The following is a 21,395-nucleotide window of genomic DNA, read 5'->3' as shown; positions in this document are numbered from 1 at the left end:
GATGATCGCCCTTCGCGACAGCCTGCGCCGGATCGTCATGGACCATATGGCCCAGGACCCCGCCCATGATCTGGCCCATCTTGACCGCGTCTGGCGCACCGCCGAACAGATCGCTTTGGATGACGATTCAGTTGCGCTGCGGGTACTGATGGCCGCGTGTTACCTGCATGACCTTGTGAACCTGCCCAAAGACGCACCAAACCGCGCGCAGGCTTCGACCCTTGCCGCCAAACAAGCCGCGCCAATTCTGACCGATCTGGGGTTTTGTGAACCTGAGATCGCCTCTGCCTGCCATGCTATCGCCGCCCACAGTTATTCAGCGGGCATCCCGCCGGAAACACCCGAGGCCCGCATCCTGCGCGACGCGGACCGCCTTGATGCGCTTGGCGCCATCGGCATTGCCCGGTGTTTTGTAGTGTCCGGCGCGCTGAACCGTCCGCTTTATGATCCTGAAGACCCGTTTGCCACCGCGCGCCCGCTGAATGACGGTCAGTTTGCGCTGGATCACTGGCCGGTCAAACTCTTGCGTTTGCCCGACGATATGATGACGGACACCGGCCGCAAAATTGCACTGACGCGCCGCGCCGACATGCTGCGCTTTGCCAGATCACTGGCCAACGACATGGGCACCACCCTGCCCCCGGACTGGACGGACCCGACGTGAGCGATATTTTGGCCATCACCTTTCCGATCTATGCCGCCATAGCCATCGGCTATCTGGTTGTTGCACGTGGATGGTTCGCGCCGGGCGACCTCAAAGTGCTGGGCAAATACGTGATGGATATCGCAATGCCGGCCCTTCTGTTTCATGCTGTGGCCAGCCGGCAGGTTTCCGAAGTCCTGCGCCCTGATTACATGCTGATTTACGCGATTGGCGGGGTGGCGACCATTGCGCTCAGCTTTGGCTGGTTCAGCATGACAGCCGCTGACCGCCCGCGCCGGGCCGTTGCCGTCATGGGGTCGACCTGTCCAAACTCGGGATTTATCGGCTACCCGATGATGCTCTTGCTGTTTCCCGATCTGGCCGGGCTTATACTGGCCCTGAATTTTTTGGTGGAATTTGTCGTGATCATCCCGATCTGCCTTGTTCTTATGGAGCTGGCCAAGGACCGCACCGGTCAGTCCCTGATCCGCTTGATAGGGCAGGTTCTGCTGGGCGTGCTCAAACGTCCGATGGTCATCGGATTGCTGCTTGGGCTCGTGGCTTCTTTGCTGCAACTGCCGATGCCTGCCCCGGTCTCCCGTCTGTTTCAGATGCTCGCCGCATCAGCTTCGGCGCTCTCTTTGTTGGTGATCGGCGGCGCGCTGGTGGGGCTGCCACTGAAAGGCAACTGGCGCATGGCGGTCCAGATTGCGATCGGCAAACTGACCCTGCACCCGGCAATGATCGCTCTGACAGCGGTCGCGTTCACAGTGATTGGCGGCGTGACCCTGCCCGCTGACATGCAGGCTGCATTGATCCTGTCTGCGGCCATGCCAATGTTCGGCATCTACACGGTTCTGGCACAGGAACAGGGGCTTCAGGGCGCGGCCTCGATTGCCGCATTGATGGCCACAACGGGGGCGTTTTTCACGTTGTCTGCGCTGTTGTTTGTGCTGACCTGATCAGGACCACACCACGGGAACCGACACAGGCCCACGAAACGCCCAGCCCATAAATGGCGCGTCACCGTTCAGCTGCAATCCCGGCAAACGCTCAAACAGCATTGGCAAGGCCACCTCGGCAATCAAACAGCGCGCCGCCCACGCTCCGGCGCAAAAATGCGGACCCGCACCAAAGCTGATCGCCTTGCCGCAATCCTGTGTCACGTCAAACCTGTCGGGATGGGCAAACACCGCCTCGTCCCGATTGCCCGACCCAAACATCAGGAACACCCGGTCCTCTGGCTCAAACATCACACCTTCGGTTGAGTATTGCTGCACCACCCGACGCGGCGACATGCCAATCGGGCTCATCCAGCGGGCGTATTCCTCGAACACCTGTAACCAGGTCGCTTTGCCATCGCGCACTTGGCCCAGCTGATCAGGATGGCGCAGCACGGCCCACGCGGCCCCGGCAATGGCATCGCGCGGTTCGTTCTGACCACCGCTGATCGCCAGTTTAATATTGGCGCGGATCGCCGCATCCGGCAGCCCCGCCTGCATCATCACCGACAATAACGATTTGTCCGGCGTGGCCAGCAGATCTGGCATGCGCGCATCTATGTGCCGGTCAATCGAGGTCGTGCAGTCATGACACCGTGCAGTCACTTTTTCATCGCCCGCATAATTCGCGCAGCCATCGATCATGCCCTGACTGACACGATCCATTTCCTGCCAGCTCATATTGGTCAACCCGGTCATCGCCTTAAGCGCCTCGCCCGAAACGGGGCGTGCAATGTCGGCCACCAGATCGGCCTGACCAAGCGGCGCAATACGGTCCAGTATGGCGGCCAAGGCGCTGCGAAACTGGCTTTTCCAGACCTGCTGTACGGTTTTGGGGGACACGGTTGGAAAGATCACCTTGCGCTCGGCGGCATGGGGCGCACCATCCTTGCGCATCATATTTTGCCCCATCAACACGGTCATCAACCCGTCTGGCTGATCCGACGAAAACACGTCGATCCTTTTCTCATTCTCAAAAATGGCATCCCGCCGGGTGATCAACGTCGCGCCCAGCTGAGGCACAAAGGCAATGGGGGCCTCGGCCCGCATGCGTTTCAGATCGGGATAGGGGTCTTGCGAAAAAGTCCTGGGATCGATTTCAAAAATTGGCGCGCTCGACATGGCCTGGCTCCCTTTGTGCCAATCCTGTCACCGCCAATTCAATGCGACAACCCCATCTGTCATCGCCAGTTCAGCACAACCTTGCCCGACGCACCTGACTTCATGGCGGCAAAGCCCTGCTCGAAATCATCGACATCAAACTGATGCGTGATCACCCGGCTGACATCCAGACCGTTCTGCAACATGGCAATCATCTTGTACCACGTCTCAAACATCTCGCGGCCATAGACGCCTTTCAGGGTAATCGCCTTGAACACGATCCGGCTCCAATCCACCGGAGATTTTCCGGGCGGAATACCTAGCAGAGCAATTTTGCCCCCCATCACCAATGCTTCGACCATCTGATCCAGCGCAACTTGTGAGCCGGACATTTCCAGCCCCACATCAAAGCCTTGCGTCAGCCCCAGTTCGGCAATGACATCTTCCAGCTCTTCGCGCGTCACATCCACCGCGCGTACCGTTGGCACAACATGTTCCGCAAGCCTGAGCCGGTCAGCGTTGATATCCGTGATCACCACATTGCGCGCACCTGCATGGCGCGCCACGGCGGCGGCCATGATGCCAATTGGTCCAGCCCCGGTGATCAGCACATCCTCGCCCAGCAAATCAAAGCTCAACGCGGTGTGCACCGCATTGCCCAGCGGGTCCAGAATGGCGCCAATCTCGTCCGGGATGTCATCCGGCAAGGGCACGACGTTGAACGCAGGCAATCGCAGATACTGGGCAAAGGCCCCCTGCTCGTTCACCCCAATGCCGCGCGTGCCCGGGTCCAGATGAAATTTGCCCGCGCGGCTTTGACGGCTGTCATGCTCGATCAGATGCCCCTCACCGGAACACCGCTGACCAATGTTCAACCCGGTGACGTCTTTGCCAATCTCGACAATCTCGCCTGCGAATTCATGCCCCGTGATCATTGGCACCGGTACCGTGGCGCTGGCCCAGTCATCCCAGTTCCAGATGTGAATATCCGTGCCACATATGCCGGTTTTATTGATGCGGATCAGCACATCATCGGACCCAATCTCTGGCACCGGGGCTTGCGTCGCCCACAGTCCCTCGCGTGGGAACGTCTTTTCCAGCGCCTTCATCGTGTTGGGTTTGCTCATCAGATCACCCCCAAATCCTTACCGACTTTGCCAAACGCAGCCAGCGCCCGGTCAAGCTCGGTGCGGCTGAGGGCCGCATTCATCTGTGTACGGATACGCGCCTGCCCGCGTGGCACCACCGGAAAAAAGAACCCGCTGACATAAACGCCCTCTTCAAACAGACGGCTCGCCATCTCTTGCGCCAACTGAGCCTCGCCCAGCATTACCGGGATGATCGGATGCTCACCTGGCAGAATGTCAAAGCCCAGCGCCTCCAGCCCGTCGCGCCAATATTGCGCGTTCTCAAACAGGCGCGCGCGCTGTTCCGCTCCGTCTTCCACCAGCCGGATCGCCTCGATCCCGGCCGCAACAATCGATGGCGGCAGCGAGTTGGAAAACAGATAGGGCCGCGCGCGCTGCCGCAACAGGTCAATCACTGGCTGCGGCCCGGCGATATAACCGCCAATGGCCCCCCCAAGTGCCTTGCCCAACGTTCCCGTCAAGATGTCCACGTCCACCCCGAAATGATCCGGCGTTCCCGCGCCGTTTGGCCCCATGAACCCGGTCGCGTGGCAATCATCGACCATGACCAGCGCGTCATATTCTGTCGCCAGCCGTGTGATCTCGGGCAGGTTGGCCAGATATCCGTCCATGCTGAACACACCGTCGGTGGCAACCATAATATGGCGCGCGCCTTCTTCGCGGGCATGTTTCAACATCGCTTCCAGATCGGACATATCGTTGTTCATGTATCGATATCGTTTTGCCTTGCACAAACGCACCCCGTCAATGATCGAGGCATGGTTCAGGCTGTCTGAAATGATCGCGTCTTCTGGCCCCAGCAACGGTTCGAACAACCCGCCATTGGCGTCAAAACAGGCGGCAAACAGAATGGCGTCATCCTTGTTCAGGAATGCGGCCAGCTTTTGCTCCAGAGTGCGGTGAATGTCCTGTGTCCCACAGATAAAACGCACCGATGCCATGCCAAACCCACGCGGCGCCATCGCGCCCTGCGCCGCCTCGATCAACGCGGGGTGATCGGCCAGCCCCAGATAGTTGTTGGCACACAGATTGATCACCTCGCGGTCACCCACCGTGATCTCACCCGCCTGAGGCGACGTGATCATGCGTTCACGCTTCATCATCCCCTCGGCTTCGATCTGGGTCAGCGTGTCGCGAATGTGGGTCAGAAAGGCTTCGGGCATGTCACTCTCCATGATTCTGGACATACGTCTACCATAACGGACACAATTCCGAAATAGGGGATTTGCGTCATTACGGAACATGTCCACTATAACGGACACACAAGACGCGACTGAGCGGATATAGCATCGCCATTGAGCTCATAATCATAGGAAAAAGGCGTCAGGCGTCCTGAACCACCAGAAACACCCGTGCCGGACCATCCTTGGCACGAATGCAATGAGGGATATCAGCCGCGTAACGTGCCGTATCCCCGGACCTCAGGTCTTCTGAACCCTCGCCAGAGGTCACTTCGACCAGCCCCTCGACAACCGTCAGATGTTCGCGAGCACCGCGCGTGTGCGGTTTGCTGTCCAGAATGCCGTCTGGCGAAAACCGAATGTCATAAACTTCGTGCTTTCCGGCGTCCTTGGGCGGCGACAAAATACGGATGCGGCACCCCTCGCCACGGTTCTCGATGGTTGGCACCTGCGTATCGCGCAACACCTCGATCCGGTCAGCATCGGCACCTTCTTCCAACAGTCCGGCAAAATCGACCTGCAGGGCCCGCGTCAGGTTCCAGAGCGTGGCAATGGTTGGGCTGGATTCGCCGCGTTCAATCTGGCTGACCATCGATCGGGACACCCCCGAAAGCTTGGCAACCGCATCCAGCGAAAGCCCCTGATTGCGCCGTGCCTCGCGCAATCGCGATGGCAAAAGGTCCAGTATCTGTTGATCACCCACCATGCGCCCACTCCTGCCGTGAAAGCGCGCCAATTGTCAATCAAATGCCTGTGACGACACGTCGGGATGACTCTCAATGCTGCGTCTGCATAATGCGGTCACTTAAGAATTTTGGAGGAAACATTGATGTCTGACATCGTTATACTAGGCGGAGCACGTACCGCCATCGGGACTTTTGGCGGATCGCTGGCCGGAACGGCCCCTATTGATCTGGGCGCGACAGTGGCCAGGGCCGCGCTGGAGCGCGCGGGAGTTGAGGGCGCACAGGTTGGCCATGTTGTCTTTGGCCACGTCATCAACACCGAACCGCGCGATATGTATCTGTCGCGCGTTGCCGCGATGCAGGCAGGCATCCCGGACACTGTCCCGGCGATGAATGTCAACCGGTTGTGCGGCTCGGGGGCTCAGGCCATCGTGTCGGCCACACAATCCCTGATGCTGGGTGACGCTGATTTTGCCGTCGCGGGCGGTGCCGAAAGCATGAGCCGTTCCCCCTATATCGTTCCGGCCCAGCGCTGGGGGCAAAAGATGGGTGACATCAAGACGCTGGACATGATGCTGGGCGCGCTGAACTGTCCGTTTGGCACCGGCCATATGGGTGTGACCGCAGAAAATGTTGCCGACGAACACGACGTCAGCCGCGATGACATGGACGCGTTCGCGCTGCAAAGCCAAAACCGTGCCGCCGCCGCCATTGAGGCCGGGTATTTCAAGGACCAGATTGTTCCTGTCGATGTCAAAGTGCGCCGCGACATGGTACCGTTTGATACCGACGAACACCCCACGGCTTCGACGCCAGAGTCGCTGGCCAAACTGCGCACGGTGTTCAAGAAAGACGGTCGCGTGACAGCGGGCAATGCATCCGGCATCAATGACGGCGCCGGGGCCATCGTTCTGGCACGCGCTGACGCCGCCGAAAAGGCAGGTCTGACACCAAAGTTCCGCGTGCTGGGCTATGCCCATGCTGGCGTACGCCCCGAAGTGATGGGCATTGGTCCGGTCCCTGCGGTCGAAAACCTGATGGCGCGCACGGGTCTGTCGATTGCTGATTTCGATGTGATCGAGTCCAACGAAGCCTTTGCCGCGCAAGCCATTGCCGTGAACAAGGGGCTGGGGCTGGACACGTCCAAAGTAAACCCAAACGGCGGCGCCATCGCGCTTGGCCACCCTGTGGGCGCAACCGGCGCAATCATCACTGTCAAGGCGATGTACGAACTGGAGCGTACCGGCGGTTCCAAAGCGCTGATCACCATGTGCATCGGCGGCGGTCAGGGTATCGCGCTGGCGATCGAACGTATCTGATACACGCATCCGGCGCGGGGTCTGCCTGCGCCGGATGTCTTTTTATGGGACCGACGCATTACCGACGTGATACCGACGCGCTGCCGATGCCGGTTTTTGCCGGATTATTCCAGCCAGATACGCACCCGGTCTGACTGACCAGCGGCATCAATCACGGTGATAGTCGACGCACCAATCTCGGCCAGTGGCAATTGTATTTCCTCACGCCTGATCCCGGTGGCCAAAGGCGCACCATTGGCCAAAACGGTATAGGGTTTCTGGCCGTTTCTGACCTTGATCGTCAGGTCCTGTCCGGTGCGGGCCAGCCGCGCGCCATTTGGCGGAAAGCTGAGCTTCAGGGCATTTTGCGTCGGCGCAAAAAGAGCGTTGCGCCCGCGAAACTGACGAAGCGGTTGAGGCAGTTGCGCATTGGCCAACAGGATCGTTTCCGGTGGCGGAGGCCCCAGCGGGTCAAGCTTGGGCTTGATGCGTTGGAACATGTCAAACAGCACCGGTGCTGCCACGGCCGCCCCAAATGCGCCGGGCACAGGTGTGCCATCGGGGCGACCGATCCACACCCCGGCAACATGGGTCCCATCATAGCCAATCGCCCATGTGTCGCGGTGGCCATAACTGGTGCCGGTCTTATACGCCAAACGGTTCGTCGAAGATCCGGGAGGCGGCGCAATGCCAGACAGGATATGCCCCAGTTGCCACGCCGCTGACCGGCTTATAACTCTTTGTGTTTCTTCCCCTTTTTGACCCAAACGCCATATCAGCTCACCCGCCAGCCCGCCCCGTGCTTGCATGGCGTAAAGCTGAACCAGCTCTTCCAGCGTGACCCCAACACCGCCCAACGCCATCGCCAATCCGGGCTTGCCACCGGGCAGTTTCGGGTCAGTTCCCGCCTTGCGCATCGCCGCCATAAGGTTGGCAGGGCCAATCTCATCCACCAGTAAAACAACCGGAATATTCAGCGAATTCTTCAACGCCTCGGACACCCGAAGTTCGCCACGAAAGGCCCCATCGAAATTCTGGGGCGCATAGGTGCCAAAGCGCACCGGGCGATCATTGATCATGGTATTGGGATGCACCAACCCCTGATCAAACGCCAACCCATAGACCAACGGTTTCAACGTGGACCCGGGCGACCGTCGGGCTCGTGTCATATCGACAAACCCCTGCCTGTGATCCCCCTGCGCATAGCCTGCAGACCCAACTGACGCGAGGATTTCTCCGGTTGTATGATCCGCCACGACCATCGCCACAGACAAGCGTTCGCCCAACCCCTGAAGCGCCTTGTCCGCAAGGCTTTCTAAAGACACTTGCAGCGTTTTGTTGAGCGTCAAACCGTGGCTTTGCGCGTCCGGCTGCCCCGACACGGCTCGGTCGGCCATATGCGCCGCGACGGTTGGAAACTGTTGTCTCGTCGTCGAGACCGGTTCACTTAGTGCCGCCTCAAAAGCGCCCTGCGTCAGAACCCTGGCCGCCACCATACGCGTCAGAACACGTTCCCGCGCCGCAGTAGCTGCTTTCGGATTTTTGTCAGGGCGCCGCGCGGTTGGACTTTGCGGCAACGCCACCAACATGGCCGCTTGCGCCGGGGTCAGTCGGGTAGGCTCTTTCCGGAACCAAGCCAGAGAGGCCGCGCGAATGCCTTCCAGATTACCCCCAAACGGCGCATGGGTCAGATACAGCGTCAGTATCTGATCTTTGGACACCTGTTGTTCCAGCGCCAGTGCCACCCTGATCTGGCGCAGCTTTCCCGCCCAGCGTCCGGTTCCGGAATCTTCCATCAGACGCGCCACTTGCATGGTTAACGTCGATCCGCCCGACACAATCTGACCAGAGGTCGTCGCCTGCCAGACCGCCCGCAGCATCGCCCTTGGATCAACGCCACGATGTTCAAAAAAGCGTTTATCCTCATAGGCGATCAACATCTTCAGATATGTCTGATCCACCTGATCAGGGGTTATGCCAAGCCTCCAGATTCCCCCGTCCACGGTGTAGGCCCGCAAAAGATCGCCGTTGCGGTCGCGCACTTCGACGGAGGTATCGGCCAGCAACACCGGCAAGTCCGTGGCTTTGATCCAGCGATCAAACGCATCCCGTGCCCCTGCTCCAAACAAGAGCAAGGCAACGAGAAAAAGAGGCCAAAGCCGACGCATTACGGCTGCACGATCAACTGTCCGGCGGATGTATGTGCCCGGTATTGCGGGCGATACATGTCTTCAACCACAGCTGCCGGATGATGATAGGTTCCCGGCGACACCGCGCGCACAATATAGGCGAGCCGGAAGGACGCATCAGAACGCCAGTCGACTGCAGCGAGAAACCGGTCTGACCGGAATTCAGAATGCTCGGCATAGGCGGGCTCAAGCCAGTCCAGTTCCCGTACATCGCCTGAGCTGAGCAGGTTTGGATTGTCGATCTCAAACCCCGCTGGCAAAGGATCATTGACCATCAAACGCGCACCGCCGCTTTCAAACGGTTTTACAGTCAGAACAACGACAAACCGGTCGCCGGGATGTACGTTAGAGGCATCCATTGCTGTGCCATCGATCGCATAATAATCGCGATCAATTGTGTAACCGTACCCGTCCTGTTCAACCGGGTAATTTGGCACGCCCAGTGTGGTCAAAGTCACATCCGTCGGGGCGTTGCCATCGTTGCGAATTTGCAGCGGATCCGCCAGCATATCGCGTTCCAGCGCCCTCAAGAGCGGCCCCTCTACAGGCGTTCCGTTGACGCTCAGATTGTTGAGGCTGTCATCATCAATCAATGCATGCGCCGCCATCAAAGACCACACAGATTCCTGGGTCGACAATGTCCGCCCCGGGGCAGACACCCGCGTTGCAAGCTGGTTGCGATCAAACGCTGTGCTGCCCGCCTCAACGGCAAGCGTCAGCACGCCTGCTGCGTCACGCAACCGGGTTCCATAGTCGGCCCGCCAAAGCTGTGACGGGTTCTGCGACCACAGGTTTTCGACCTGATTGGCGGCCTGACGGAACATCCGGTCGGCGCGGGTCTGATCACCGTAATAGGCCAGTGCCGCACCAAGCTGTGCCGCGGCCAACGGCGTGCCAAAGGCCTCGGCCTTAACGTCAGCATAGTATCGCAGATCGCCCATCGCGGCGGCACCTTCGCGCGCCAGCACCAGAATGGCATAGGCGATGTCTTCGCCGCCTTTGTCAAAATCGGGGGCATAATTGATGCGGTTGCGCAAATTATCCATCGCCTGACGGAAGGCCAGGTCGGGCACGTCATACCCCTTGGCCCGGGCGCGGGACAGAAAATCGCTGACATAGGCATCCAGCCAGAAATCACCACTTTCTGCACGCCACAGCCCAAAGGCGCCATTGCTTGCCTGACGGGTCAGCACCCGCTCGACCGACTGATCAATCCGTTCCTGCACCTTGTCACGAGACGCCAGTCCAAGCGCGCTGGATACCGTGTCAAAATAGAGCAACGGCAAAGCGCGCGATGTGACCTGTTCGGTGCAGCCATAGGGGTAGCGGTCCAACGCCTGCAAAAGCCCGGGCGCGTCAAACCGTGCCAAAGCACCCGACGAAATGACGGCAGAACCAGTGCCCTGTCTGAGATTGGCAAACAAATTGGCATCGACGGTCATGGTCTTGCCCGCCGCCAGTTCGATGCGTTGGGTTGTGCTGATTTCCGGATCGTTGGCACGCACTGGTAAGGTCAGAGATTTAACCAGCTGGCGACCATCCGGCGTGGTCAGCGCGATACGCAAGCTGTGATCGCCCACGTCCTGCGCCGTGACCGGAATGGTCAGGCGGGTTGTGGCCTTATCTGCGACGGTCACGCCAGACGGAACCGCGTTAGCATCAACCGCAACCCCATCGGCCACGATATCCAGCCCCATGCGCCCCGAAGGGCCTTCGGCATGTACGATTTCCAGCAACAGGCGGCTGCTGTCGCCGGGTGCCAGAAAGCGTGGCAGGCTGGCCGTGACAACCACGGGATCGCGCACCAGAACGTCCTGATCTGCCTGCCCCACGGCGGTGGGGCTCCACGCGATTGCCATCAACCGGACGGTGCCGTTGAATTCCGGCAAATCAAAGCTGACTTGCGCTGTGCCATCCACGCCTATCTGAACCGGCCCTTCGAAATAGGCGACCAGCTCTTCGGTTGGTGGTGGCGAGTCAAACTGAGAACCGGAGGTTGCGTCACCACCGGAGCGAATAGCGCCCATGGCACCATTCATGCCGTCAATCAGACGCCCGTAAATGTCGCGCACTTCCATGCCCAGACGACGTTGACCGAAATAGTGTCCGGACGGGTCCGGGGCCTGAAACCCTGTCAGGTTGAGAATGCCCAGATCCACGGCGGCCAGTGTGACATAAGCGGTTTCACCGGGGGACACCCCGTCAACCTTGACCGTGACATCCAGCGCGCCGCGCGGAGATACCTGTGCTGGCACATCCAGAGACACCGACAATTGTTTCGCGCCCGGATCGATTTTGGCATAGCTCAGCCCCAATGCGCGCGACGGGTTTTGGCCTGCTGGTTCGTCCGCCGGGCGGATCACAGAGGCGGTGACATAAGCGCCTGCGCCCCAGGCGTCGGTCACTTCCAGAGGTATCAGGTTTTCCCCTTCCTGCACCTCGACCGCCTGCATCGCGATCAGGCGATTGGACATGACCGTGACCAACGCGGTTCCCGAGAAACGCGGCACAATGCGGACCGTCGCTGTTTCACCGCTGCGATATCCGGGCTTATCAAGCGACAATTCCAGCGTATCCGGTGTGTCGGATGCATCCACAGGCGCATACCAGCCCGCATAGAAATCCGTTGAGCTGGCCACATAGTCGCCGCCAATCTGCTCTACCACGATTTCGTATCGACCCCATTCAACCGGTGCACCAACCTCAAATGGATCGCTGCCTAATGTGGCTTCTCCACCGGCAACGCGGGTGCGGGTCGTGGTTGGCTCCCATTCCCAGTTTCCATAAAGCTGATACCACTGATACGTCGTGCGCACGCGATTGATGGTCCAGCGAACCTGCATCGGTTGCGGTGACAGATCGGCATCCAGTGCGATAATGTCGAAATTTGCCGACGTGCCTTCGGCAACGACATCCTCTTCGAACCCCGGTTTTATACCGATCATCGGTCCGGTTGGTGCGACAGCGTGCGAAATACGGCGTTCGACCGGGCGGCCCGATCCTTCCATCACGCGCACGGTGATTTCCGCATTCATCGGACGCCCCTTAGAGGCCACATCCGGCATGGTCAGGAACACGACTGCAATCCCGTCGGTGCCAGTTTCATCGCCACTGAAATACTCTGTCTGGCTGCTCAGGCGTTCATCATAACGACCAAACAGAAACCCATTGAAACCATCAACATCGTTGCGCGCCTTGAGTGACAGATTGCCCTCGATGGCCAGACCCGCACCCGGAGCGCCGAACAAATAGCGCGCGTCTACGGTCAATGGTGCAGGATCGTTCATGTCCAGTGGGGCATCTGGCAAAGTCAGCTTGAAATCGATCCGTTCCGGCAGAAAATCCTCGACCAACACCTTGGCGGTGGCCAACGGGGCGGCCTCCAGATCGGACTTAAAGTCGATTTTCCACGATCCGCGTGGCACGGTGGTGCCGGTTGGCATCGTAAACACATGCCCGCCAGCCGCATCCCTGGTGGACACGTGCCGGGCATATTCCACCCCGTCAGGTCGCGTCAGGATGGCGGTCAACGGCAGACCCGGCAATGCCTGAGCCACGTCGCCCCGCGCCAGCGCTGTGGCAAAGATCGTCTCACCCGCGCGATATGCGCCCCGGTCTGTTGACACGAACAGGTCGACCGGCGGCGCAGGCGGACGCCCTTCGACACCACGGTCGGACAGATCAAAGGCAGGATCGGTCAAAGACAGGAATGAAAAATCATCGCCGTCCTCTAACAGCAAGATAGCTGGTGCAGCGCCATCCGTGCCGCGCGTCAGTCCGGCCTCAAAACGGGCATAGCCCTGAGCGTCTGTTTCCAGCGTGCCCAAGACCCGGTTGGCACGTGACAGCAACGTGACTTTGGTCGCCGCGCGGGCCTGTGCATCCGCCAGACCACGGACAAAGACATGCAGGCCATCTACCCCGCTGAGCGTGGTGACGCCCAGATCGGACAACACAAACCATTGCGTCGTGGATGTTTCATCATAAACGTCAGCACCCGGAATATCCGCCGTCAGCGCATAGACACCGGGCGGCTGATCGGCCAGCGCCTGACCGATGGGCAGACGTGTCGTCATATTCCGGTTCAGATCATTGCGCACCTCGCCAGTGCCTTTCCAGACGGTTTCTGCCACGTCGCGGCTGAAATCCTCAAACTGCCAATAGGACAGAGGTTTTCCGAAATAATTGTCCTGAAAGGCGCGCAGCAAATTGCGGTCGCTCACACGTTGCAAGGTCAGATCGACCTGATCCAGATTAACGGTTTCAATAGGCAATCCGGCGTCCGACGTGCGGGGCAAAACATAGGCGCGCCCCGGAAAAGCGACGCTTGGCCCGCGATCCCGGACATACACCGTCAGGTCGATATCCTTGATCAGTTTCTCACCGCTTTCTGCAGGCAAGCCTTCGCGGAATGTCAGAGTATAACGCTGTCCGTGTTCGACACCTTCTACACATATCTGCCGGTCGCTGACCTGAAGCGCCATACGTTGATCAGGCAGTTTGACATAGGGTGCATAATCGACGCCTGCCTTGACCAGCGGCTCGTTGAATTCCGCACAAACCCGAGGCTCTTCGGGGTCGTTTTCAACCTTGTGTTCGCTGATGCGGAATCCGTATTTGGCAATCGCGCTGTCCAGCTTGCTCACGATGTCCGACCGCGGCTGAATCGATTCTGCCAAACGCAGGGCGCGCAACATGTTTTGGCCGCGTTTGCGCTCTTCCAGCATATCGGCCAATTGCGAAAGCACGCTGACCCGCGCGGGATCTGTTTTGGCTCTCAGATATGCGTTCACCGTCGCCAGAAACGCCCGGTCGCGATAATTACGTGTTTCCGAGCTGTTGGCGCCTTCGGCCTTGTTGTTCAATCGCCCGTAGTCCAGCCAAAGATCGCTGGCATCTGATTTGCTGACTGCGCCACCTGTCCAACGCATCGCGCTGACAAGGTTGCCGTCGTTTTCACGCTGGCGGGCGTATTCGGTCATCTCCTGAACACCCCAAGGCCCGGCCGCGTGCAGGCGTCCTATTCTCTGGGCCAGATCGACGGCGCGGGTCAGGCTGGAATTGCCCAGAAAGCCAAGTTCGCCAGCCCGTTGTTCGGCCACGGCCTTAAGCCCCGGTTCAGCAGTGTAGATTTCAGCAGACAGCGCGCCTTCGTAAGGTTGTTTTTCTTTCACAGCACTTTTGGGGAAACAGGCGTTGGAGCGAGAGTTGAACGTAAATGCGGCGCACCGATTGTCGGACAAGCATGCCTGCACACAGGCTTCATAAGTCGTATCAAACAGGTTTTGCAGATCGGACCCAAAGAAATCCACGTCCCGGCTGGCCACGATGCGTCGGTCAGGAACATAGCTTTGTTGGGCTGTTGCCGTCTGAACGAACAAAAGACCGGTCAGGGCCAAAATCAACCAACGCATAATACTCTCCCGGTTCTGTAATAGAGGTATCGTGCCAGCGGTATTGTGACTGTGCAACGATTCAAATGCCCTGGATCAGTTTAAGCGGATATTCATTCGCATTGGCGAAGCTGCCGGGAAACGTTTTGTGATTCCGGGGATTGGATGATGTCGCTCACTAGAAAATTGGCGGATGAGCGCCGCGCGCGGCTGGCCGCGGAACGGCTATTGGAGCTGAAACAGGTCGAGCTGTTTGCCGCCAACAAAAAGTTGGGCAAACATGCGGCGCAGTTGTCCAATGAGATCGTCGAAACCCGCGCCGAAGTGGCCAATGTGATCAACGAAAACAAAAAGGTTAAATCTGATCTTCAGATCGCGAATGAGAAAATCGAGATTGCAGAGCGGCGCTTGTGGCTTTCGATTGCTTCGATCCGCGATGGGTTTGCCTTTTTTGACGCCGAAAGCCGGATGATCGCCGCCAACCCGTCATATCTCTCGGTTTTTGATGAGCTGGATTATGTGCGCCCGGGCATTACTTATCAGGAAATCCTGCAATGCATCACCGACGAAGGCATTTTCAATATCGGCAAAAAACCAGCCGCGGAATGGCGCGAAATGATGCTGGAACGCTGGCATCAACCCACGCCGGAACCCGTAGTGCAGCGTCTTTGGAATGGCGAATACATCAAACTGATCGACCAACGCGGGCATGGCGGGGATATTGTCAGCCTCGCTCTGAATATCACCGACACGGTACGATATGAGGCGCAGCTTAAAAACGAACGCAAACGGGCCGAAGCGGCAAGTCGCGCCAAATCTGCGTTCCTTGCCAATATGAGCCATGAAATTCGCACCCCCATGAATGGCGTTGTCGGGATGGCTGATCTTTTGACCGACACAAACCTTAGCGAAGAGCAGCGTTTGTTTGTTTCGACCATCAAAAACTCAGGCGAGGCGCTGTTGGTGATCATCAACGACGTTCTGGATTATTCGAAAATCGAGGCCGACAAGCTGGAACTGCGCCCTGAACCATTTGATCTGGAGCGTTGTATCCACGAAGTGATGACTTTGTTGCAGCTGTCCGCGCGGCAAAAAGGGGTTGAGCTGATCGTTGACTATGATCTGTTTCTGCCAACCGTGTTTATTGGCGATCCCGGTCGTATGCGGCAGGTTTTGACCAACCTTGTTGGCAATGCGGTCAAGTTCACATCTGAGGGTCATGTTATGGTGCGCGTCGTTGGCGTTGTGCGCAATCAGGGACGCGAGGCAGAGCTGCATGTCACGGTGCAAGACACCGGGATCGGTATTCCATCGGATAAGGTGGACCACGTCTTTGGCGAATTCAATCAGGTGGACGAAGAACGCAACCGTTCGTTCGAAGGCACAGGCCTTGGATTGGCCATCACACGACGGCTTATTCATCTGATGGAAGGCGAAATCTGGGTCGATTCTGTTGTGGACGAAGGGTCCAGCTTCGGGTTCCGTCTGTCACTTCCCATCGAGGAAAATTGCGACAGCTTGCCAACGCCCCTGCCCCGATCCATTCGCCACGTATTGATTGCGGACGAAACCGAAATCAACGGGCAGTTGCTGAAACGTCAGCTAGAACAATTGGGCGCGCGCGTCTCGCTTTGCTCTTCGGGGTGCCGCGCCGACGAACTTTCTGATCAGGTCGATTTGATTTTAGCGGATCAAAACTTACCGGGGCTGGACGCACTGGCGCTGGCCGAGAAACTGAGACAACAGGACAATGCCGTGCCGATTATCATGCTGGGGTCCGATATTGGCGCTGTTGCCGATGATCCCCGGACAAAACTGGTGCAAGGCATGCTGGCCAAACCGATTTCGCGCGGCGATCTTTTTTTGCGGGTCAATCAATCTGTTTTGCCCGCGACGGAACACCCGGAACCATCGGATGCGTTGCCACAAGATGCCCCGGTCCGCGAAATGCGCATTCTGGCGGCCGAGGACAACAAAACCAACCGTCTGGTCTTTGGGAAGCTGCTCAAGACTCTGGATGTAGACATCCAATATGCCGCCAATGGCGAAGAAGCTGTCGAGCTTTATGACAGCTTCGCACCTGACCTGGTCTTCATGGACATTTCAATGCCTAAGATGGACGGCAAACAAGCTACCAATGCCATTCGCGACATTGAAAAACAGAAAGGTTGTCACATCCCCATTGTCGCGTTGACGGCACACGCGGTTGACGGCGACAAAGAGGGGATTTTAGCGGCAGGGCTGGATCACTACCTGACGAAACCGCTTCGCAAGGCGGCAATATTCGAAATTATCGAGAAGTATCGCCCGGCAGAAACTTTCGATCCTTTCCCGGCTAAAGAAGCGGAAAGCCCGTCGGGGAATCTTCAGGCTTCGGGGTAGTCGCGCACAAACACCCAGCGATCGCCCTCTGACATGTCTGGTTGAAACGCATAGCCCCCGAAATCAAAATCCTTGATGCCCTCGGGATCGGTCAGGCGGTGCTGGATGATATAACGCGCCATCAATCCGCGGGCTTTTTTGGCAAAAAAGGAAACGATTTTGGCCTCGCCGTCCCGTTCTTCCAAAAATACCGGCGTCACAACGCGCAACCCAAATGCTTTGAGGTCGACCGCCCCAAAATATTCCTGACTGGCACAATTGATCAGGGTCTCGGTTTCCAGCGTATCAGCCTGCGCTCGCAGCGCCATAGCGGGTGCCTTGCGCCAATACTCATACAGCGATTTGCCGCGACGTGTTTTCAACCGGCTGCCCATTTCCAGCCGATAAGGCTGGATCGCATCCATCGGACGCAAAATACCGTAAAGCCCCGACAGAATGCGCAAATGATCCTGTGCCCACGTCATTTCTTCGGCGTCCAGACCGGCCGCGTCCAGCCCGATATATGTGTCGCCCGCAAAGGCGTGCACGGCAGGGCGTGTGAGGGTCGCGTCGGGTTCCGGGTCAAATGCTTTGAAACGATCCCGGTTCAGGCGGGCCAGATCAGGGCTCAGGCTCATCAGCTTTTTCAGATCGCCCAGCGTCAGATTGCGGGCGGTTTTTGACAACCGCACGGCGTCGTCCTGAAATTCGGGTTCCGTCATTTCACCCGGGACTTCGCTCCAGTCCAGACGTTTCGCGGGCGACACCACTACCAGCATGGGTTTCTCCTGTATCTGCTCAACTGACCTAACGCGCCACGGCCAGGACGTCCAGAAACGCCTCGGCAAACCTTTGTGCCCGTTTTTCACCCAACAGCCGCGACATGTCGTTCAAATCATGCGGGCGGCTGTTTGCAACTTTGGCCAAAAGAGACGCGGAACAAGTCATCGGTTTGTCGATCCCGTCCGGGCCGCGTACCAGCGTGGCCTGCGCTTCGAGCAATCGGTCATACAAAACCGCTTCGTCCCGGCCCGCGATCTTTCTGCGGCTGGGGTGCATGTCTTCTGCTTCGCCATTGATTACTGCCAGAAACGCGTCGCCAAAATTGGCCAGTTTTTTCGCGCCAACGCCGTTGACCCGCGCCATATCATCAAGATTTGCAGGCCGTGTTTCTGCCATCTCGATCAGTGTTCGGTCGTTAAAAATCACATAGGCCGGGACTTTGGCGGCCTCTGCCAAGGCGCGTCGTTTGGCCTTGAGTGCGGACAACAAAGGCGCATCTTCTTCGCTGACCAGCATTTTGGTAGCGGGTCTGCGGGTCGCGGCTTTGATCGAGTCGCGCCGCAACGACACGCTGTCTTCGCCCCGTAAAACAGGCAACGCCGTATCCGTCATGCGCAGCGCGCCATGTCGTTCCGGGTCGGGGCGGATCAGATCGTGCCCCATCATCTGACGAAAAATCGCCTGCCATTGCCGTTTGTCGTAGTCCCGCCCTACCGAGAATGTCGGCAACGCATCATGTCCACGCTGGCGCACCTTGTCGGTTTCATTGCCTCGCAAAATATCGATCAGATGGCCGCTGCCGAACCATTCACCAGTGCGCAAAATCGCCGATAATGCCTTGCGCACAGCTTCGGTGCCGTCAAACACATCAGCGGGCGTGTCACACAGGTCGCATTTGGCGCAAGACACCTGATCCTCTCCGAAATAACTCAGCAAAGTCTCGCGGCGGCATTTCAGCGCCTCGGCCAGACCAAGCAATGCATTCAGGCGCGCGTGATCTGCGGCACGACGTTCCGGCGGGGCCAATCCTTCGTCGATTTGCGAACGGCGCAGTCGAATATCATCGGAACCAAACAACGTGAGCGTTTCCGCTGGCGCCCCGTCGCGCCCGGCACGGCCGATTTCCTGGTAATAGGATTCAATAGATTTCGGCAGGTCCGCATGCGCAACCCAGCGAATGTCGGGTTTGTCGATGCCCATGCCAAAGGCCACTGTGGCCACCACGATCAGCCCGTCTTCGCGTTGAAACCGCACTTCGGTATCGCGGCGTTGATCCGGATCCATGCCGCCATGATAATGCAGCGCCAGATGCCCGTCCTGACGCAGGGCCGCCGCAAGGGATTCCGTTTTGGCGCGGGTGCCGCAATACACGATGCCCGATTGCCCTTTGCGCGCGGCTGCAAATTGCAAAATTTGGCGGCGCGGGTTGTCTTTGGCCGCAAAGGCCAGATGAATATTGGGCCGGTCGAACCCGTGCAGGAACGTCTGCGGCGCGGCGTCATCAAACAGGCGCGTCGCAATCTCTTCCCGGGTTTCTGCATCAGCAGTTGCGGTAAAGGCGGCCAATGGCACATTCAGGGCGCGCCGCAGCTCTCCGATCCGAAGATAGTCCGGGCGGAAATCATGCCCCCACTGGCTGACGCAATGCGCCTCGTCCACGGCAATCAGGCTTACACCAATCTTACGCAACATGCCTAGCGCTGCGCCTGACGCCAACCGTTCCGGCGCAATATAGAGCAGTTTGAGCCGCCGCTGATCCAGCGCCTCCCAGACTTGCGCAGTCTCTTCTTCGGTGTTGCCAGATGTCAGCGCACCAGCTTCCACACCGGCCTCTCGCAAGGCGCGTACCTGATCGCGCATCAGCGCAATCAGCGGTGAAATCACAACCGTAACGCCATCGCGCAGCAGTGCTGGCAGTTGAAAGCAAAGCGATTTGCCCCCGCCGGTCGGCATGATTGCCAACACGTTTTCACCGCGTGTGACGGCGTCAATGATTTCCTGCTGACCGGGTCGAAACTTGTCGAACCCAAAGACATCACGCAGAACCGTGGCAGCGGCGCACATGAAATTACCTGTTTGTGATAGTTAGCCTGCTCGTTGAGCAGACTTTCCCACAACCGGAATCCCGGAACAAGCCCCGAGCGTTATCCCAACAGGATAGAAGGCAGAATATAGTCGCGCAGGCTGATAATAATGATGAATGCCACCAATGGGGCCAGATCCAGTGGGCGGGTATCGGGCATAAACCGGCGAATTGGCGTGTAAATCGGCTCTAGCAGACGGTTCAGACCTGTCCAGATCTGGCCGACAATCGGTTGGTGCAGGTTTAACACCTGAAAGCTGATCAGCCAGCTCATGATGATATGGGCCAACATGATAAAAAAGGCCACGTCCAGTATCAGCCGCAGCGGGCCGTAGATCGCCATCATGAATTCGTTCCTTCTGTTTATTGGCACACAGTTAAGCATCCAGCCAAAAAAGCACAAGACTGCCGCGAGGTTGCGGTTGACCTTTACGGAAACGGCCCGAAAAACGGACGCGAAGGAGAAGCCAATGTATCCGTTCATTCGCATGGTCAAAGAGATGGTGAAATATCGCAAAGCAGCGCCTTTGCCGTTGATGGGAACACATGTGTCGTCGCACCGGTGCTGGCCGTGGGATATCGATCTGTGGGCCGAGTTGAACAATGGGCGCACATTGTCGCTGTTTGACCTTGGGCGTATTCCTATGGCCTATCGAATTGGGCTTTTGAGTGTGTTGCGCAAGAACGGATGGGGCATGACAATGGCAGGCGTTTCAGTACGTTACCGGCGTCGCGTCAGAACGTTCGAAAAGATCGAGATGCGCAGCCGCGCAGTGGGGTCTGATGACAAATTTGTCTATATAGAACAGTCCATGTGGCGCATGGATGGCGAATGCGCCAACCATGCGCTTTACCGCGCTGCGTTCACCGGAAAGACTGGCATAGTTGCGCCAACTCAGGTTTTGCAGGCGCTTGGCACATCAGACCGTTCTTCCGAACTTCCGGATTGGGTGCAACAATGGATCACGGCAGAAGCTGCCCGCCCGTGGCCTCCGATGCAGGATTAACTTGCCTTACCGGCGCGCGGCTTGTCTAAATAGTAAAAAACGCCAGAGGGATGGGCATGACGGAAATTTCAGCGCGCAAGCGTATTTGGGGCTGGTGGTTCTTTGATTGGGCCAGTCAGCCGTTCAACACGTTGCTGCTGACGTTCATTTTCGGACCGTATTTTGCGTCTGTTGTCGCCGAGTCTCTTTCTCAACAAGGCATGACTTCGGACGCGGCCAAAGCCCAGGCGCAGGCGTATTGGGGTTATGGGCTGACGATTTCAGGCATTTTTATCGCTGTGTTGGCGCCGATTCTCGGTGCAATTGCCGACAGTTCTGGAAAACGAATGCGCTGGGTTTGGGTGTTTTCGGTCATGTATGTCCTTGGCGCATGGATGCTGTGGTACACGGAACCCGGGGCATTTGATGTCACCACAACGCTTTTCTTTTTTGGGGTTGGTTTGATCGGCATGGAGTTTGCCACCATCTTTACCAACGCCATGTTGCCAACTTTGGGGCCCCAAGAGGATTTGGGTGAAATA

The 21,395-nt window shown here is 58.1% G+C and carries 15 protein-coding genes; 6 read left to right on the top strand and 9 right to left on the bottom strand.

Annotated elements, in window-relative coordinates:
- The first annotated feature begins 1 nt into the window (after position 1).
- Both ABJI08_RS15685 and ABJI08_RS15680 read left to right on the top strand, forming a co-directional pair.
- Positions 2–664 carry an HD domain-containing protein gene (locus tag ABJI08_RS15685; protein ID WP_348402788.1) on the top strand — a complete coding sequence of 221 codons (663 nt, stop codon included), beginning with the start codon at positions 2–4 and terminating at the stop codon, positions 662–664.
- Entirely contained in the window at positions 661–1,605 is a 945-nt protein-coding gene (locus ABJI08_RS15680; RefSeq protein ID WP_348402787.1) for an AEC family transporter, read from the top strand. The genes ABJI08_RS15685 and ABJI08_RS15680 overlap by 4 nt, the downstream gene beginning before the upstream one ends.
- Here ABJI08_RS15680 and ABJI08_RS15675 read toward each other — a convergent pair whose 3' ends face one another.
- The 4 genes from ABJI08_RS15675 to ABJI08_RS15660 form a co-directional block, all read right to left on the bottom strand.
- Positions 1,606–2,766, bottom strand: a complete 1,161-nt coding sequence (locus ABJI08_RS15675; RefSeq protein ID WP_348402786.1) for a cytochrome P450 — start codon at positions 2,764–2,766, stop codon at positions 1,606–1,608.
- Between the two features lie 59 nt (positions 2,767–2,825).
- A complete protein-coding gene (gene tdh / locus ABJI08_RS15670; protein ID WP_348402912.1) occupies positions 2,826–3,854 on the bottom strand; it encodes an L-threonine 3-dehydrogenase in 1,029 nt (342 codons plus the stop codon).
- Between the two features lie 17 nt (positions 3,855–3,871).
- Positions 3,872–5,056, bottom strand: a complete 1,185-nt coding sequence (locus ABJI08_RS15665) for a glycine C-acetyltransferase (RefSeq protein WP_348402785.1) — start codon at positions 5,054–5,056, stop codon at positions 3,872–3,874.
- A gap of 160 nt (positions 5,057–5,216) precedes the next feature.
- Positions 5,217–5,780, bottom strand: coding sequence for an XRE family transcriptional regulator (locus ABJI08_RS15660; RefSeq protein ID WP_348402784.1), 564 nt, complete (start codon positions 5,778–5,780; stop codon positions 5,217–5,219).
- 123 nt (positions 5,781–5,903) lie between these two features.
- Here ABJI08_RS15660 and ABJI08_RS15655 point away from each other — a divergent pair, with 123 nt between their 5' ends.
- A complete protein-coding gene (locus ABJI08_RS15655; RefSeq protein ID WP_348402783.1) occupies positions 5,904–7,079 on the top strand; it encodes an acetyl-CoA C-acyltransferase family protein in 1,176 nt (391 codons plus the stop codon).
- 104 nt (positions 7,080–7,183) lie between these two features.
- Here the strand turns inward: ABJI08_RS15655 and pbpC are convergent, their stop codons facing one another.
- On the bottom strand, positions 7,184–9,226 hold the full coding sequence (pbpC, locus tag ABJI08_RS15650) for a penicillin-binding protein 1C (protein WP_348402782.1): 2,043 nt from the start codon (positions 9,224–9,226) through the stop codon (positions 7,184–7,186).
- Entirely contained in the window at positions 9,226–14,661 is a 5,436-nt protein-coding gene (locus ABJI08_RS15645) for an alpha-2-macroglobulin family protein (RefSeq protein ID WP_348402781.1), read from the bottom strand. Before ABJI08_RS15645 ends, pbpC begins: the two co-directional genes overlap by 1 nt.
- 147 nt (positions 14,662–14,808) lie before the next feature.
- On the opposite strand from ABJI08_RS15645, the gene ABJI08_RS15640 reads away from it, so the two are divergent.
- Positions 14,809–17,022: a response regulator gene (locus ABJI08_RS15640; RefSeq protein ID WP_348402780.1), complete on the top strand. Its 2,214-nt coding sequence runs from the start codon at positions 14,809–14,811 to the stop codon at positions 17,020–17,022.
- Here ABJI08_RS15640 and yaaA read toward each other — a convergent pair.
- The 3 genes from yaaA to ABJI08_RS15625 all read right to left on the bottom strand — a co-directional run bounded on the left by yaaA (position 17,007) and on the right by ABJI08_RS15625 (position 20,213).
- Positions 17,007–17,780: a peroxide stress protein YaaA gene (gene yaaA, locus ABJI08_RS15635; RefSeq protein ID WP_348402779.1), complete on the bottom strand. Its 774-nt coding sequence runs from the start codon at positions 17,778–17,780 to the stop codon at positions 17,007–17,009. The two genes, ABJI08_RS15640 and yaaA, sit on opposite strands and share 16 nt — an antisense overlap.
- A 28-nt stretch (positions 17,781–17,808) precedes the next feature.
- Positions 17,809–19,848: a DNA helicase RecQ gene (gene recQ / locus ABJI08_RS15630; RefSeq protein WP_348402778.1), complete on the bottom strand. Its 2,040-nt coding sequence runs from the start codon at positions 19,846–19,848 to the stop codon at positions 17,809–17,811.
- Between the two features lie 80 nt (positions 19,849–19,928).
- A complete protein-coding gene (locus tag ABJI08_RS15625) occupies positions 19,929–20,213 on the bottom strand; it encodes a YggT family protein (protein ID WP_348402777.1) in 285 nt (94 codons plus the stop codon).
- 124 nt (positions 20,214–20,337) lie between these two features.
- On the opposite strand from ABJI08_RS15625, the gene ABJI08_RS15620 reads away from it, so the two are divergent.
- Together ABJI08_RS15620 and ABJI08_RS15615 are read left to right on the top strand one after the other, a co-directional pair.
- Positions 20,338–20,874 carry an acyl-CoA thioesterase gene (locus ABJI08_RS15620; RefSeq protein WP_348402776.1) on the top strand — a complete coding sequence of 179 codons (537 nt, stop codon included), beginning with the start codon at positions 20,338–20,340 and terminating at the stop codon, positions 20,872–20,874.
- Positions 20,875–20,930: 56 nt separating this feature from the next.
- Positions 20,931–21,395 (top strand): MFS transporter (locus tag ABJI08_RS15615; RefSeq protein ID WP_348402775.1); only part of this gene is annotated, 465 nt, incomplete at its 3' end.

The organism is Shimia sp. (assembly GCF_039969785.1).
GTDB lineage: Bacteria > Pseudomonadota > Alphaproteobacteria > Rhodobacterales > Rhodobacteraceae > Shimia.
The sequence above is the reverse complement of the archived record's forward strand: the minus strand, read 5'-3'. Positions and strand labels throughout refer to the sequence as shown.

Coding starts and splice junctions, on each gene's coding strand:
- ABJI08_RS15685 (WP_348402788.1), top strand. CDS start 2: ATGATCGCCCTTCGCGACAGCCTGCGCCGGATCGTCATGGACCATATG.
- ABJI08_RS15655 (WP_348402783.1), top strand. CDS start 5,904: ATGTCTGACATCGTTATACTAGGCGGAGCACGTACCGCCATCGGGACT.
- ABJI08_RS15625 (WP_348402777.1), bottom strand. CDS start 20,213: ATGATGGCGATCTACGGCCCGCTGCGGCTGATACTGGACGTGGCCTTT.
- yaaA (WP_348402779.1), bottom strand. CDS start 17,780: ATGCTGGTAGTGGTGTCGCCCGCGAAACGTCTGGACTGGAGCGAAGTC.
- ABJI08_RS15640 (WP_348402780.1), top strand. CDS start 14,809: ATGTCGCTCACTAGAAAATTGGCGGATGAGCGCCGCGCGCGGCTGGCC.
- ABJI08_RS15665 (WP_348402785.1), bottom strand. CDS start 5,056: ATGCCCGAAGCCTTTCTGACCCACATTCGCGACACGCTGACCCAGATC.
- pbpC (WP_348402782.1), bottom strand. CDS start 9,226: ATGCGTCGGCTTTGGCCTCTTTTTCTCGTTGCCTTGCTCTTGTTTGGA.
- ABJI08_RS15645 (WP_348402781.1), bottom strand. CDS start 14,661: ATGCGTTGGTTGATTTTGGCCCTGACCGGTCTTTTGTTCGTTCAGACG.
- recQ (WP_348402778.1), bottom strand. CDS start 19,848: ATGTGCGCCGCTGCCACGGTTCTGCGTGATGTCTTTGGGTTCGACAAG.
- ABJI08_RS15675 (WP_348402786.1), bottom strand. CDS start 2,766: ATGTCGAGCGCGCCAATTTTTGAAATCGATCCCAGGACTTTTTCGCAA.
- tdh (WP_348402912.1), bottom strand. CDS start 3,854: ATGAAGGCGCTGGAAAAGACGTTCCCACGCGAGGGACTGTGGGCGACG.
- ABJI08_RS15660 (WP_348402784.1), bottom strand. CDS start 5,780: ATGGTGGGTGATCAACAGATACTGGACCTTTTGCCATCGCGATTGCGC.
- ABJI08_RS15620 (WP_348402776.1), top strand. CDS start 20,338: ATGTATCCGTTCATTCGCATGGTCAAAGAGATGGTGAAATATCGCAAA.